The sequence below is a fragment of the Alkalibaculum sporogenes genome (assembly GCF_009362815.1).
In the GTDB taxonomy this organism is placed as follows: domain Bacteria; phylum Bacillota; class Clostridia; order Eubacteriales; family Alkalibacteraceae; genus Alkalibaculum_A; species Alkalibaculum_A sporogenes.
This window is the reverse complement of record NZ_WHNX01000001.1, coordinates 109,392-125,132: the sequence shown is the minus strand read 5'-3', so window position 1 is coordinate 125,132 and position 15,741 is coordinate 109,392. Positions and strand designations below refer to the sequence as shown.

Annotated in this window: 14 protein-coding genes and 1 pseudogene; 6 read left to right on the top strand and 9 right to left on the bottom strand. The window is 32.0% G+C overall.

All coding sequences use genetic code 11. From position 1 onward, the window contains the following. Window positions 1–30: 30 nt before the first annotated feature. A pseudogene (locus GC105_RS00610) lies at window positions 31–165 on the bottom strand (P1 family peptidase); the annotation flags it as partial. 590 nt (window positions 166–755) lie between these two features. On the opposite strand from GC105_RS00610, the gene GC105_RS00605 reads away from it, so the two are divergent. After that, complete coding sequence (locus tag GC105_RS00605; RefSeq protein WP_152800640.1) at window positions 756–2,495, top strand: ABC-F family ATP-binding cassette domain-containing protein; 1,740 nt, start codon at window positions 756–758, stop codon at window positions 2,493–2,495. A gap of 108 nt (window positions 2,496–2,603) precedes the next feature. On the opposite strand, the gene GC105_RS00600 is transcribed toward GC105_RS00605, so the two are convergent. Beyond that, entirely contained in the window at window positions 2,604–2,966 is a 363-nt protein-coding gene (locus GC105_RS00600; RefSeq protein WP_246169633.1) for a hypothetical protein, read from the bottom strand. Window positions 2,967–3,243: 277 nt separating this feature from the next. Between GC105_RS00600 and GC105_RS00595 the strand changes: the two genes are divergently transcribed. Next, entirely contained in the window at window positions 3,244–4,056 is an 813-nt protein-coding gene (locus GC105_RS00595; RefSeq protein ID WP_152800638.1) for a DUF169 domain-containing protein, read from the top strand. A gap of 147 nt (window positions 4,057–4,203) precedes the next feature. Here the strand turns inward: GC105_RS00595 and GC105_RS00590 are convergent, their stop codons facing one another. Beyond that, window positions 4,204–5,301, bottom strand: coding sequence for a radical SAM/SPASM domain-containing protein (locus tag GC105_RS00590; RefSeq protein ID WP_152800636.1), 1,098 nt, complete (start codon window positions 5,299–5,301; stop codon window positions 4,204–4,206). A gap of 433 nt (window positions 5,302–5,734) precedes the next feature. Between GC105_RS00590 and GC105_RS00585 the strand changes: the two genes are divergently transcribed. From GC105_RS00585 to GC105_RS00575, 3 genes are all read left to right on the top strand, one after another. Next, window positions 5,735–7,006: a hypothetical protein gene (locus tag GC105_RS00585; RefSeq protein WP_152800634.1), complete on the top strand. Its 1,272-nt coding sequence runs from the start codon at window positions 5,735–5,737 to the stop codon at window positions 7,004–7,006. 166 nt (window positions 7,007–7,172) lie between these two features. Further along, complete coding sequence (locus GC105_RS00580; protein WP_152800632.1) at window positions 7,173–8,159, top strand: acyltransferase family protein; 987 nt, start codon at window positions 7,173–7,175, stop codon at window positions 8,157–8,159. 238 nt (window positions 8,160–8,397) lie between these two features. Beyond that, window positions 8,398–8,775 carry a zinc ribbon domain-containing protein gene (locus GC105_RS00575; RefSeq protein WP_152800629.1) on the top strand — a complete coding sequence of 126 codons (378 nt, stop codon included), beginning with the start codon at window positions 8,398–8,400 and terminating at the stop codon, window positions 8,773–8,775. 32 nt (window positions 8,776–8,807) lie between these two features. Here the strand turns inward: GC105_RS00575 and GC105_RS00570 are convergent, their stop codons facing one another. The 4 genes from GC105_RS00570 to GC105_RS00555 form a co-directional block, all read right to left on the bottom strand. Beyond that, entirely contained in the window at window positions 8,808–9,062 is a 255-nt protein-coding gene (locus GC105_RS00570) for a hypothetical protein (RefSeq protein ID WP_152800627.1), read from the bottom strand. 179 nt (window positions 9,063–9,241) lie between these two features. After that, entirely contained in the window at window positions 9,242–10,222 is a 981-nt protein-coding gene (locus tag GC105_RS00565) for a uroporphyrinogen decarboxylase family protein (protein WP_152800625.1), read from the bottom strand. Window positions 10,223–10,440: 218 nt separating this feature from the next. Further along, the gene (deoC, locus tag GC105_RS00560) at window positions 10,441–11,106 is read right to left on the bottom strand and encodes a deoxyribose-phosphate aldolase (protein ID WP_152800623.1); all 666 of its coding nucleotides are present in this window, start codon (window positions 11,104–11,106) and stop codon (window positions 10,441–10,443) included. Between the two features lies 1 nt (window position 11,107). After that, entirely contained in the window at window positions 11,108–12,169 is a 1,062-nt protein-coding gene (locus GC105_RS00555) for a galactitol-1-phosphate 5-dehydrogenase (protein ID WP_152800621.1), read from the bottom strand. 195 nt (window positions 12,170–12,364) lie between these two features. Here GC105_RS00555 and GC105_RS00550 point away from each other — a divergent pair, with 195 nt between their 5' ends. Then, window positions 12,365–13,297 carry a sugar-binding transcriptional regulator gene (locus tag GC105_RS00550; protein WP_152800619.1) on the top strand — a complete coding sequence of 311 codons (933 nt, stop codon included), beginning with the start codon at window positions 12,365–12,367 and terminating at the stop codon, window positions 13,295–13,297. Between the two features lie 129 nt (window positions 13,298–13,426). Here GC105_RS00550 and GC105_RS00545 read toward each other — a convergent pair whose 3' ends face one another. Beyond that, window positions 13,427–14,065 (bottom strand): cobalamin B12-binding domain-containing protein, encoded by a 639-nt coding sequence (locus GC105_RS00545; RefSeq protein WP_152800617.1) that lies wholly within the window; start codon window positions 14,063–14,065, stop codon window positions 13,427–13,429. 164 nt (window positions 14,066–14,229) lie between these two features. Further along, window positions 14,230–15,741, bottom strand: a complete 1,512-nt coding sequence (locus GC105_RS00540; RefSeq protein ID WP_152800615.1) for a BCCT family transporter — start codon at window positions 15,739–15,741, stop codon at window positions 14,230–14,232.

Genomic DNA, 15,741 nt, shown 5'->3' with positions numbered 1-15,741 from the left:
AGATGTGTACAAGTTGCGTTATCAAGTCGTTGAGCCTCCTCTAACATCAACACCTGCAACTGCACCTTTTTCACATAGTACTACAGTACATCCTGTAGCCGCATTAATATTTTGAGCATGTCCTACTTTTATTCCAGGTATATCTATGAATCTTATTTGTTTCATCATATTTTTGTTCACTCCTTTATCATATTCAACAACACCAATTTCTCCATCAATCCCACGATGGAACATGAATCATTATTACAACAATTTTGTAATGGCCAAGAATCTACCACGCTGCTTCACTAGATACTGGCTCATAGCCTTTATATGTAGTATATTATGTTAATACTATACCATATTTATATGTTTGCCTTTGTTAAGAAAGCCTTTGGTGATGGGCAAGAGATTCTTGTGCTTATGACAGAACTAACCATCAACTATAGTAGTACTAAGTTTATCATCAGCAAGGGTCGTCCAGTTTATTCAAACATAATAAGAATTTGTTATTCTATGAAAGACAAAAAGAGCTCATTACTCAAATGGAAAATTAGATATAATTTAATAATCATCAATTTTTAAGAACTAACGCTCCTATATATTTCCTATGAAATGATTGAACTTAACCGTAAATAGTGTTATGCTACCATGATAAACTCAAAAAAAATGTCTTTGCTAGATAATAGTTAATTGCAAGATTGCAATTAAGAAAATATATTAATGAAGAGCTTATTTTCTATAGGCTTTTTTTAGTAATAAAGAGAGGTATTATTATGATAAAAATTGATAACTTATCTTATTCATTTCCGCAAAAAGACCTGTTTAACAAGATTTCTTTTACATTAGAAGAAGGTCAACATTGTGCTTTTATAGGAAGAAGTGGCAGTGGAAAAAGTACACTAGTAAATATCATTATGGATCCTGAAAAATATATGTTCGATGGAAAATTAGAAATAGACCCAAATTGTAGAATTGGGTATGTAAGTCAGTTCTCACAACTAGACAAAACAAAAGAAAATACAGTTTTTGAATATATCGGGGAAGAATTTATTAAGCTGCAAAATGAAATAGCATCTATTTGTACTGAAATGGAAACATCTTCTGATATTGATTCTTTACTAGATAAGTACCAAAAATCCTTAAACACATTTGATGCAATTGGTGGAGATCAATTTGAAAGCAAAATTAATAAGAAACTAAATTTAGCAAACCTAATCAAGCTTGAAGATCAAAATGTATCTGCACTTAGTGGAGGAGAATTCAAGCTTATTCAAGTAATTAAGGAAATGATAAATAGTCCAGACTTAATAATTATGGATGAACCAGAGGTGTTTTTAGACTTTGAAAATCTGAAATCTCTTAGAAATCTAATAAATTCCCACAAAGGAATCATGCTTGTTATTACTCACAACAGATATTTATTAAATCATTGTTTTAATAAAATCGTCCACCTTGAAAACATGGAGCTCCAAGAGTTTGATGGAAGATACATTGACTATGACTTCACATTACTTCAAAGTAAGATTGAGTTACAAGAACTAGCTATTGCTGATAATGTAGAAATTAAGAGAAATGATATCTTAATCGATAAATTGAGATTTATTGCTACAAACAATTCTGAATCTTCCAAAGGTAGATCTCTAAAAGCTAGAGTTAAAATTCAAGAAAGATTAGAAGCACGTAAAATTAAAGCACCATTTGTAGATATTGAACATCCTAATTTTAGTTTTGTATCTGAAAATGAAATCCAAGAAACCATTGCTTTAAAAGTAAATGATTACAGTATTGCCTTTGATGAAATGCTTCTGAAAAATGTTAATTTCGAGATTAAAGCTACAGATAAAGTAGCTCTTATAGGTTCAAATGGTACGGGTAAGACGACTTTACTCCGAGAAATTTTTAAAAACAACCATGATTCTATTGAACTAAATAAGGACGTTAAGATGGCTTATTTATCTCAGCTTCAAGGAGAAATATTAAATGAATCCAATACAATTCTTGAAGAGTTTATTGATTTAGGATTCAAAACTTCTACAGAAATCAGATTATATATTGCAGACTATGGTTTTGACGAAGAACTCATAAATCAAAAGATAGGAACCTTATCTGGTGGAGAAAAAAATATACTTCAATTGGCTAAAGTTTCTGCTATTAAAGCAAACTTTTTACTTCTTGATGAACCTACAAGCCATTTAGACACCTATACTCAAATAGCACTGGAAAAAGCAATAGAAAACTATAAAGGTGCAATTCTCATGATTTCTCATGATTTCTATTCTATTGTAAACTGTATGGATTATGTTCTAATCATTGAAGATAAGACCATCAGAAAAATGAGTATGAGAAAATTTCGAAAGATGATTTATGCGAGTCATTTTGATAGAGATTATTTAGAAATTGAACAAAAGAAAAAATCAGTTGAAATGAAAATAGCATTGGCATTAAAAAACACTGATTATGAACTTGCAAAAGTTCTCTCTACAGAGTTAGAATCGCTGATTCAGCTACTTTGAACTAACTAAAATTTGGCAACTATGATGACTATATAATTACTCATAGCTGCTTTCTTTTTATGTTTATATACTATTGGATATTATTGAATTTCTATTGTCTTGTCTTTTTCACTTGTTCTTGAAATATTTTTTTAGTTCATTATACATCATTTTTGATATCTCTTCATTTTCTGTTACTTTACCATCATATTGATTGGCTGTTACTTTTTTCATAACTTCTATGTAAGAAAAGGCTAATGCTGTAATTAATACACTTGCAGTCACATCACTAATAGCACCACCAATTGTTGTACCTGCTCCTAGTATAAACTTCATTAAATTTGCAACTAAAGTCTTACCTGCTGTTGCTCCAGCAATACATCCAAAACCTGACAAAATTGCAAGAAGTAATTCCTTGTCAATCTTAACACCAAAAATTGTAGTTATGTGTGCCTTGTTGAGTAAATTTAAGATATGTATTGAACGTTTCAACTCAATGATACGCTCTCTTCATAGTAAACAGTTATACCAAGCGTTTATCACAACGCCCTTAAATATGCAAAACTTTAAATATAATAATAAAGTATGTTTTTATAAAAATAATTAAAATTCTATGACTATATGTCGTTGAAAATGATATGATTAATATCATACTTATGAATGATTCATAGACTAATTATATTAGTCTTATGTGGAATCGGCATAATTGAAGACTCGGCGAAAGAACAAAGGTTTTAAAGTATAAAAAATGAAAGGATGATGAAAAGATATGACCGATGTAATAGACTACAGTAACTATGGAAAAGAATTAGAAAGGATTTTAATGCTTAGAACATCACCTATAGCTATTAAGTTATTGAAAAGTGAGGACGAAATCCCAGATGGTGCAATTCAACCAAAAAAAGACCTTGGTGTGCATATTGCACTATGTCAAGCTTTTGCTATGTCTCGTCGCCAGAAAAAAACTATTTTTATGCAAAAGGAAGATCACTGGTGTTGGGCGCCTTTAATTTCTTTTGGTGCAGTTGAATTCCATGAAGGACATGAAAGCTATAATGAAATATCCAAGTACATTGGTATCGAAGATCCAAAAAAAGCGAAAGAATTTGTTAAAAACTTTCCACGCTTAGAGTATGGAAAATATGCGGGTATAGTTTCTGCTCCCTTAATCACAGCAAACTTTGAACCAGATGTAGTGTTGATTTATTCAAATAATGCACAACTGCGGAGCATACTCTGGGCGGTAAAATACAAAACTGGAGCTGTAGTGAACTCTCAATTTGATCCTATCGACTCCTGCGTTTATTCTATTCTCCCCGTTATTGAAAATGGCGATTATCGTATTACTGTACCAGATCCTGGTGAATACGAACGTGCCTTGACTTCTGAAGATGAAATTATCTTTTCAGTTCCAAAAGACAAGATCTCAGAATTGATTTCCGGCCTAAAAGTCGTAGAAACAATTAAACTTGGGCATACTCAGCTTAATATGGAAATGAAAGCTGATTACCCAAGACCAGAGTTCTACAATAATGTATTTGAAATGTGGGGCTTAGAAGTAGGAGAAGTATGGCAAAAGTAGTGTAAGTTAAACAAAATTAAATTACTTGAATAATACATATATCAGTAAGAGATGGATCTTGATTCTTCATTTTCCAATTATCAATATTCATCTCTAATTATGTCTTAACTCTTTTTTAAATGACAATAACATACCAACTTTATATATTTATTTTGTCTTATTCATAATTTCCTTTACTTCATTTTCTTTTTCAAAGAGCACACATCCACCATCATGTTCTTCTAAAAGCATACCACTTTCCTTTAAATGATTAAATAATGGCGAATTCAGGGCTTCCCTCAGATTACAATTCTTTAAATTTGTGTCTGAAAAAGGTGAAAAGGGGCATGGTTCTGCCGAGCCATCAACATTAATATGAAAGAAACCTCTACCTGCTGCAAGACAGCCACCAGAAAATTTTTCATCCCCAGGAAATGATAAAAATATAGCATCTTCGTACTTCATTCTTAACTTTTGCAATTCTGTTTCTAATATAGTTCGTTCAAAATCAGTTGGAGCCGAGTTTTTTGTTTCCTCTATTAATGGCACGTACTCAACATAAATCAAAGCCTTACAACCTTTGTTATACAATAATTCAAAATAATCTTCACTGGTAATAGTTTCAATATTATCCCTCGTCACTGTTACTGATATTCCGTATAGTATTCCTTTGCTATGAAGATTATCCATAGAATCCATTATAATATTATATGTACCTTGTCCACGTCTTTTATCAGTTTGTTCTTTGTCTCCTTCAATGCTTAGAATGGGGACAAGATTCCTATTCTTGTCTAATAATTTTATATCTTCTTCCTCAAACATAGTTCCATTGGTAAAGATGGGAAACATGATTTCCTTTACTTGTGCGGCACTTTGAAGAACATCTTTTCTCATAAAAGGTTCCCCACCGGCTAGCAAAATAAAAGAAATCCCTAATTCTCTTGCCTCTATAAAAATTTCCTTCCATCTTTCATTGGTCATTTGTTCTTTAGAAAATCCATCTCCACAAGATTGAGTAGCTCTAGCATAGCAACCTGAACAAAATAAATTGCAGCTACTAGAAATACTGGAAATTAAAAATGCAGGTATACTATGACCATTTTCTTCATTGAGTTTCTTTTTTCTTTGTGCCTCTTTGATAGCTAATGCAAATTTAATGACAAAAGCTGTTTCCTTTGGGTTTTTCAATGAAGCTTTTATAATTCCTCTAATTACACTTTCAATTCCATTGCTTACATAGTCTTGTAAATCAAACTGATTACTCATTTATTCATCTCCTAATCTCAGGTTCATAAAATCATTTATTTCTTATATCCTTTATTATAAACTTCTTTGTTCCATGTGGTACAGTAAATCATATTATTAAATAATATTTTCTATTTTACTCTTTTTCTTATTTTGAATTCAACTAACCTCATAAAGTAATGTTAACCTTTCAAATATTGAAATAGTTTTTAGTATGCTATTACATGACATTTTTTAGATTTTATGAAATCCTCTTATTATATAATTAAAAATGTTCACAGAGTAGAACACAAAATCTAAAAAATAAGGTAAACTATAAGTATAAATGAAAAAGAAGATACTGTATATAAAACAAAAAAACTTATAAATCTTAAATTAGAAAACATTAGCGAATTTCAAAAAAATACAATATATTAGAAAATGACAAATTGAAAATAGAAAGTGAAATCGAATTATGGAAAATACATTTACCAATGACAGCAGAAAATCTATTGCAACGGATTATCTAATTAGACAAGCCTTAAGTGACTATCTTAGTAGTGATCTCCCTGATTTTAAAGAAATGAAGAAGACATCATATATTAAAAAAATTATAAATGAAAAACAGATACACTACCTATTAGATAAATTAATTACTGAAATACAGATACATAGGGAGAAAAATCCTATAGATCCGAGATTTACAGAGACTGAAAGTATTAAAGAGATAATAGTCTCCTATCTCCTCGAATTTGATAAGAAGAAATACTTCTTTGACAAACCATTCCTAAAATTCTTTATAGATAAGGGATATATAAATGTAGCAGATGAGTTTATTAGTCGTGCTACGAGAGATGATGGTCATCTTAAACCGATTGAGATATTTCAAGCCATGCGAAATGTGTGGATCATGAATAGTCTACAGATTATGTGGGGGATAACTCTAGGACTGACATCTTCCATATATGGATATAGTATGCTCTACCCATATACTGATAACTTTCTCGATAATCCACAAATAGATATGATAGATAAGAAAAAATTTAATCTTCGACTTAGCAGGGCGTTAAATGGTGAAAATCAGCTTTCAAATAATGCACACGAGAGTCGAGTATTTGCTCTAGTTAAAGAGATTGAATCTCAATATAATAGGGACAAATATACTAAAGTATATGAAAGTATATTATTGATACAAAAAGCTCAAATAAATAGCCTTAAGCAGGATCAAGAAACTAAAATGACAGTTGACGATATTCTACCTATAAGTTTTTTAAAAGGTGGTTCATCCGTCCTTGCTGATGCCTTTCTTGTAAAGGGAAATCTTTCAAGTGATGAGATTAGATTTTCCTTTGAATATGGAGTATTTCTTCAACTTCTTGATGATCTTCAGGATGCCATTGAAGACAAGGTTGAAGGACATCAGACGATATTCAGTATACATAATAAAGATGAGAGCTTTGACGAAAACATCAATAGGTTGATATCCTATATATTTAAAGTCAATACACCTATAATAGGTGAATCTAGAACCACAACCTTAATGAAGGAAATTATAATATCATGTACCCTTATTATGATTATGGATGCTGTTGGAAGAAACCAATCCTTAGTCTCTGAAAAGCTATATAAAAAATTGGAATCCTATTCAAAAGTAAGACTTTCATTCTATAAAAAACTGGAATTACGAATCAATGAATTATTAAAACCTTTTGTTCTAAGTAAAAGTATTAATAAAATACATGATTAAAAAAATTTATAGTAATTATTCTATTGCAATGATAATGATAAAGTGAAACTTTATTTAGTAGGAGTATCCTTCATTTCCCTACTGAATATTATGTGATGCTTCCACCTATAGAAAGGTAGGTTTCTTCCCTTTCAACTTTCACTTTTCACATAGAGGAGTTTATATTTTGACAAATACAACAAATGTAATAACTGGTGCAAATGCGATAGGTACAAAGAAACAACGGGATTATTATTATGACAATGTAAAGTTTTTTTTAATTATATTAGTTGTGGCAACTCATACTTTTTCTCCTGTCATGGGTGAATCGTGGTTTTTAGAGAGATTGTTTTATTTTATATACACATTCCACATGCCAGCCTTTATTATTATTTGTGGGCATTTCATGAAGTATATTAAAAACCTCAACAAATATGTATTCAAATATACGAAGTACTATGTAGTAATGCAGACTGTGTATTTCATCGTAATGAAATACCTATTAGGACAAAAAATGAACCTTACTTATTCAATGCCTTACTATACCTATTGGTTTATGCTTAGCTTGGTGGCTTGGTATGTGATCTTTCCCTATGTAAAAGATATTAAATGGATTCTATTGATTTCCATTTTGGTTGGAATTACAGTGGGATATGACAGAGATTTCGGATTGTCTATGTCCTTATCAAGAACAGTTGTGTACTTTCCGTATTTTTTATTGGGTTATTTTTTAAAGAGAGACCATATTTCAACCCTTAAAGAAATAAAGTGGAAGTATGCAATTTGGGCATTGTGTGTTTTATTGGTATTTGTACTGTTGAACTACGATTTGATACCAAGGCCTCTGTTGCAGGGAAAAAGCTCTTATGCAATGGTTGGTCTTGATATGTGGTACGCAGGGGCATATCGTCTAACCTTATACGGAATCAGTACATTAATTAGCATTGGATTCTTTATACTCATTCCAGAAGGTGAAAAATTTTATTCAAAACTAGGATCCCAAACCTTATACGTCTACCTAGCTCATGGATTGATTTTAAAAATATTGCAGTACAATGGGCTTTATGAGATATTTAGTGGGATTGCTTTAGTGTTTATCGGTGCTCTGTTGGGCTTGTTTCTTTCTATCTCGATATTTATAATTCGATCTTCGTACAATAAGTACAAATATTAAAAACAAGGGAAGATTCCTAAAGATTATTAAATAACATATTAGGAGTCATTTTATATGTTTCAAATAGTAGTATTAGGTGTCAATGTTCTAACGTGATAGTTCATATCTCACTTGACTGGGTTCAGTATTGGAAAGTTTTTTTAGTTTCAGGATTGTTTCCATGTTTAAACCATCTTACACATTTACATATTTGATTGTAAAGTGTAAACTAGAATTATTCTTACATCAGGAGGTAACGATGTTCTTTATTGGAATTTTTGGAGTTGAAGTTAAATCTAAAGAAATTATGGATATCAATAATATAACTTGTCATAAATGTATGAGATTAGGCGTTTATAAACTTGTGAAAGAGTATTCATACTTTCATTTTTTCTTTATCCCATTATTCAAATGGGGTGTAAAGTATTACTTAATCAGTAGATGCTGCAATACTATATTTGAAATATCAAATGATAAAGGTAATAAACTTGAAACGGGTGTTGAGACTGTAATTGAGGATAAAGAGTTAAGCTATAATATCAATAACAATTGCTCACCAATGCATCATTGTTTTGAATGTGGTAATCCCATTGAAACACCTTTTCATTTTTGTCCTAATTGTGGAAAGAAGCTATAGTTTAGCCCTTAATTGCTTGTTGTCAATACTTTTTATAATGTTTCTACATGTAATAACTGACGCAAATGTGACATATTGCTTTCTTGCCCATTGAAATAAAACTTTGAATAAACAATAATGAATAAAATAAAGAGAATAAGTCCTAATATTATCCGCATTTTAATATTTCTATTCTCTTTTTCCTCACTTAAATTAAATATTCTTATTGGATCAGTAGATACAGGGAAAAAAACATATAAAGAAATAATCAATAAAAATGTTATGATGATAAAATGAATAATATCCATAATTATCAACTCCTTTTTTATTCAAATTAACTCCACAATTAATATGGTTAATTAATTATAACACACTATACCATATTTTGTATTTTGTGATCAATTTATCTTTTCTTAATACGAAAAAATCAGTACAGCTCCTATTAGTGTACTGATTTTTTAAATAGGGCTACTCCCGATTGCCCCTCTTAAAACATTTTATGGCTCATTATTTCTATCTGTTGATCCAATTTTTCATACACTCCTGGGAAATGGCTCATTGGCCCTCCATGGGATATGCATGGGATATAATATAACTTGCCATTTTCTTTGCAAGCTCTCTCTACTTCATTCGCAATCACTTCTGGTTTCCAATTTGGAATATCTACAACACCACTATGTATTCCTGACATAAAAGATATTTTCCCACCGTATTTTTTAATAAGTTCTGGGATATTGTTTGTATTCATAGGGCCCTGCCAAATGTCTATACCCATATCTATCATGAATGGAACTAAATTAGCAGCATATGAGTCACTATGATGAACAATTAACTCAACGCCATTATCTTTATAGTAACCGTATATTTTCTTGTAAGCAGGTACGATGAACTCTTCAAACATATCAGGTGACAGAAAAGAATTAGTTTGGCTACCCCAATCATCATGATGAAATAGAGCATCAGGATGAATGCGTTTTATCACTTCATTAGCTAATTTTATTTCGTATTGTGTTATAAATTCAATGAGCTCATGCATTGCTTCTGGCTCTTCATAATATGCCATTAACGCATTTTCCATGCGCATTAAGTGATGAGTCATTTCAAAGATACCTGGAGCAACCATGGCTGTAACGTATTTGTCATTACGGTCAACACTATTAGCATGTTCAATGGCTGGAGCCCATTTTTCATCAGAGAAATTAAGATTAGGCTCTTTTAGATATTCTCTCCATTTTGTAATATCTTTAATTACAATATGCTCTTGGTCATGCACTGGAAACCCACCAATTTGTCCTTCAGGCCATCGATAAAAAACACCCCAGTTTGTGTACCATTCTGTACCTGGTCCACTCATTGTTCCAAAAGTAGGTGTTTCTCCTATCATTTCCATGAACTCATATTGTTTCACAAATCGATCTGGATTTCCCCCATTTATTGTTTCATACAAATTCTGCCTTTTAGTTAACATCAAAAGCCCTCCTTATATAATTGTATAATTCCTACTTAAACATAGACATTATTGTTTGTACAAAATCCTTTCATCCTACATCTTCCTTTCAAAGAGACATGGTAGCACAAACTTTATCAATGTGTAAAATACGTTATATATACAATAAATATATCGAAGTACGAGTGATATTATTCTTACTATTTATAATGTAATCAACAATATTCGTCGTTTCTTTATTACTCGTTAATTCCTGCTAAAATCTCTTTTGTCTTACTTATACCTATTCTGTGACATCCCGCTTCGATTAATTGAAGAGAAAAATCTAATGTAGCAATTCCACCTGCTGCTTTGATCATCATTTTATCGCTAATGGCATTTTTCATAAGTAAAATATTTTTTAAAGTTGCGCCTTCTGGAGCAAATCCAGTTGAAGTTTTTACAAAGTGTGCTCCTGCTTCTTCAGTCAGTTTACTTACAAGAGTAATTTCTTCATCCGTCAAGTAAGCAGTTTCTATAATTACTTTTACAATTGCTGGTGAAGCCTTTACAACTTCTGCAATGTCGTTGCGAACAGAGTCATAATCTCCTGATTTCATAGCTCCAATGTCGATTACCGTATCAATTTCAGCAGCTCCATATTTATAAGCTTCTTCCGTCTCTTTTGCTTTGATGAAAGGAGTATGAGCTCCTAAAGGAAAGCCTACAACACTACATATAAGAGTATTGCTTCCTTTTAATAAATCATATGCAAATTTTACTCGATTTGAGTTTACACAAACCGTTATTGCTTCAATTTCTTTTGCATATAAACAACCGTCTTCGATTTCTTTATTAGTTAAATTTGGTTTAAGTAATGAATGGTCAATGTACCTTGCTATTTCTTTTCTTGTTAGTTTTATCATCTTAATTTCCTCCTGAGTATATTAATATTTTATTAAAAAATTCTTTTCTATCTCTAATCATATCAAAAGCTTTTTCTACTTCTTCTATTGAAAATCTATGAGTGATTAGCGGTTCAACTAGGATATTTCCTTTGCTTATTTCTTCTATACTTACTATCCATTCATGGATTGGTGCTGCGAAATGATAACACCATGAACCAACTATTTTTAATTCTTTTCTAATAATACTTTCAAACACTTTATCTTTTAATGTTATATCTCTATGTGGAGTGCCAAGGTACACCACACTTCCTTGTTTTTTAGCAGCTTGAATACATTGAATAACCGTAATATCAGATCCAGCTGTTTCAAAACATACATCTGCCCATTCACCTTTAGTGATCTTCTCTATTTCATCTAATACATTCTCTACTTTTCCAACGTTGATGACATAATCAGCGCCAACTTCTTTGGCAATCTTTAATTTTTCATCTCGAAGATCAATCGCAATAACTGTAGAAGCACCTATATGTTTAGCCCATTGTATTGTATAATGCCCTATTGGACCTGCACCAAAAACGACTACTGTATCCCCTATTTTAACTCCACCCTTTATAATACCGTGTAGTCCTATAGCTGCTGGATCAATTCCTGCAATTTGTTCATCAGTTAGATCATCTGGAACTTTATATGCATTGGTATATTTTACCTTAGCATATTCTGCAAAACCACCACTGGATCTTGATCCTAGATAATCATATTCATCACATAAATTAAACTTACCTACCTTACAGTATTTACAATCGCCGCAAGGCACCATTGGATTTACAACAACTTTATTACCGATTCGGAATTCCTTAACGTCATTGCCCATCTCAACTATTTCTCCACCAAACTCGTGACCTAATATGGTTGGGAATTTCCAAGTGCCAGTTTTTAATACTCTTTCAAAGTCTGTGCCACAAATGCCAGCGCATGTTACTTTTACTAAAATCTCATCACTTTGGATTTTAGGTATTTCACTTTCCTCACACCGAATATCGTTGATATTATGAAGGATACCAACTTTCATTTTACCATCCATCTTAAGACCTCCTAAATTCACTTCTTGTTCATTTGAACAATATGTGTTATTATGAACATGCTCAGTATAATCTCTACTGCTGATTTTGTCAAGAAACAGATTGTTATTATAAACTATAGTTATATGTATTGATACTCTATTCTCGCGACAAATAGTATAATCTCATTAGTATAAGTAATTGAAAAAGGTGATCCCATGACTAGAGCTGAATTAGTTGAAATAGCACGAATGTATTATGAAAAAAATATGACACAACAAGAAATCGCAGATAAGATTAATTTATCAAGGATGGGTATATCTCGAGCAATTAGCAGATGCCATTTAGAAGGTATTATAGAAATAAAAATTAAATATGAGAATTCGTATACTGATTTAGAAAAAGAAATAACCGCTAAATACGGCAACCTTAAAACTATTGTTGTTCCTTATGATAGTGATAAAGAAATTGCAGATAAGTTCCTTCGTGAAGGGGCAGTTAGAGTCCTTCAAAAATATATCAAAAATAATCAGTATGTTGGAATCGGTTGGGGTTCTACGTTAAGTACCTTGCATAAAATTATTCCTAGTAAATGTGAAACTATTGGCACTACTTTTGTACCTTTACTAGGTGGCTATGGTAATACGGATTATTCAATAAATTCAAATAATATTGCATCTAATATTGGAAAAGCTTTTAAAGGAAATAATTTAATGCTACATGCACCTGCAATTATAGAAAATGAAAATCTAAAACACACATTATTAGCAGATAAGTATATAAAAGAAGTATTTAGTTGTTATGAAAAATTAGATGTAGCTATTATTGGTATTGGTAACCCAAGTATTAAAGATGCAAGTATCTATGATTCTGGTTATTTTAGTAAACACGATATTTATGAATTAACAAATTCTAAGATCGTATGTGATATTGTATCCTGCATCTATTTAAACAACCATGGGCAAGAACAATCATTAGAGCTATTAGATCGTACCATTGGGATTTCATCTAAATCTTTTAAAAAAATCCCCGTTAGGATTGCTGTTTCAGGAGGAATCAACAAACATGTTGCAAATAAGTTAGCATTAGAAAGTCAATCTATCAATGTTTTAGTCACCGATGAAAAAACTGCTCAATTTCTCATTAAATGAGTTGAGCAGTTTAGTTTTTTTGGTGCCGAGAAACTAAGTAGTAATACAATAGCAATAATTACTTTAGTTACTTTTTGTTTAATACTACTATGCCCAAAACGATGATAATTTACTTAAGTTTATGTACTTTTATTTTACCCATTCTTGGCATATTTTCACGCCTTCAGCTGCGTTTGTTGTAAAAGCGTCAGCACCTATACGATCAGATGCTTCTTTAGTTACTGGGTTACCACCAATAATAATTTTCACATTATCTCTAAGTCCTGCACTTTTTAATCCATCAACTGTGTCTTTCATAGCTTCTAATGCTAAGGTAAGCACTCCGCTCATACCAACTATATCTGGGTTAACCTCTTTTACCTTTTCTACAAATGCACTTACAGGTTGATCAATTCCTAAATCGTATACTTCAAAGCCAGATGCCTCACTCATACTCTTAAATATGTTCTTTCCAATATCATGAAGATCCCCATGTACAGTTGCAATGACGATTGTTCCTGCTTTTTTATCGTTACCAGAACCAATTAATGGTTTTAAAATGTCTATAGCCTCAGTTAATAACTCTCCAGCAAAAATAAGATCTCCTACAAAATATTCCCCTTTTTCAAATAAATCACCTACCAAAGCCATACCTTCTTGACAAGCAACTACTGCCTTTTGAGCTTCCTCTTGTGTTGGAGTGCTAGTTACAAATTCTTCCAATATATCCATGGTTTTTTCTTCTTCCAACTCTCCTACTGCTTGTGTTAGAACTTTAAAATCTATCATAAAAACTGCCTCCTAATTTAAAAAATATATTTGAGCGCGAGATAAAATTTTTATATATTGAACTCTTAATATCTGGTACTATCCCTATCTGCTATATGATTAACCATTATTATTAATAATATTAGAGATTAACGATAACTATCCACTATTGAGGGTATACATTGTCAGCTGGATTGCCTCTTATACTCAGAAAGCATTTTAAAACAGCTGATAACTATAATTATATAGATCACACATGTTGGAAATGCTAAAATTACCGTAAGAGCCTGTACATGTGCTAGTGAACCATTAAACATCATAATTACCATAGGTAGGGCAGCCATTGTCATTGACCAGAATATAGTCAACCTTTTGTCCGGTTTTCCACTTAAATCAACTTTCTTTGACGAAACCATAGCCATGATATAAGCCGCTGAGTCAAAACTCGTGGCCATGGAAAATATTGATGTTATTAAAATGGTAGCGATAAAAACCGTACCCAAGGGCATCTTCGAATACAATTCAATAACAGTTGCTGGCCCTCCATTTTCTGTAACCCCTTTTACAACATCAATAATACCACGTAAGTGTAGATCCATTGAATAGTTTCCAAGAACTGAGAACATCGAGAAGGATCCTGCAAAACCATAAGCCATTCCACCGATTATTACTTGGCGAATAGTCCTACCTTTTGAAATCCTGGCGATAAACAACCCCATAAATATTGCATAGGCTAACCACCAAGCCCAATAAAACACAAGCCATGATTCAGAGCCCCCGCCATTGACGGGATCAAGATAAGTACTCATCTTAAAATAATTGTCTAATAGCATACCAAGAGAAGTCATTTGCATTTTGACTATAAACCCCTTGTTTCCAACCAAAAATGTAAATATGACCATCAATAACATGAGAATGATATTCGCATTACTTAAAAACTGAATCCCTTTTTTCATCCCATTATAAGCGGAAATTGTAAAAATAATTGTTACCACTACGATTACCCAAAATCGCAGAATTGGGGTGTCATTAAGCCCAAAAAGATGTTGGATACTTGCGGATACCAGAGGTGAACCGATTCCTAAGGCTGTGCCAGTCCCCCCTATAATACCAAACAAAAATAGTATGTTGATTATCTTTCCGGCAAATCCATCAGCGTATTTACCTAGTAAGGGTTCACATGCGATGGATACATCAAATCGCTCCTTTTTTAGGTTGTATCTAAGGAACGCATAAGCTACCGCCGGAATCATATAAATTGCCCAAGGCGAAAATCCCCAGTAAAATAAAGGTATTGTTGCGGCATATTCGGCCGCTTCAACGCTTAAGGGAATAATCCCGAATGGTGGCTTCATGTAATGAAACACCCATTCAATACTCCCCCAGTAAATAAAACCTGCTGCCATGGATGAACAGAACATCATAGCTGCCCATGCAAATTCACTATATTCTTTTTTTTCATCGCCCAAGCGTATAGATCCGAAACTTCCTACTCCCATGTATATACAAAGGAACAAGGAAATCAGAACAATTAAAACATAAACAAATCCTAAATTGCTTAAAATATAACTACTAATCAAATCAATCATCTTCTTTGATCGATCCGGAAAAATCAAAATATAAGAGATAACAACAGTAACAAAGCCCAACACTATCATGATCATACTATAGTCGATATTTGATTTCTTAGAATTCAT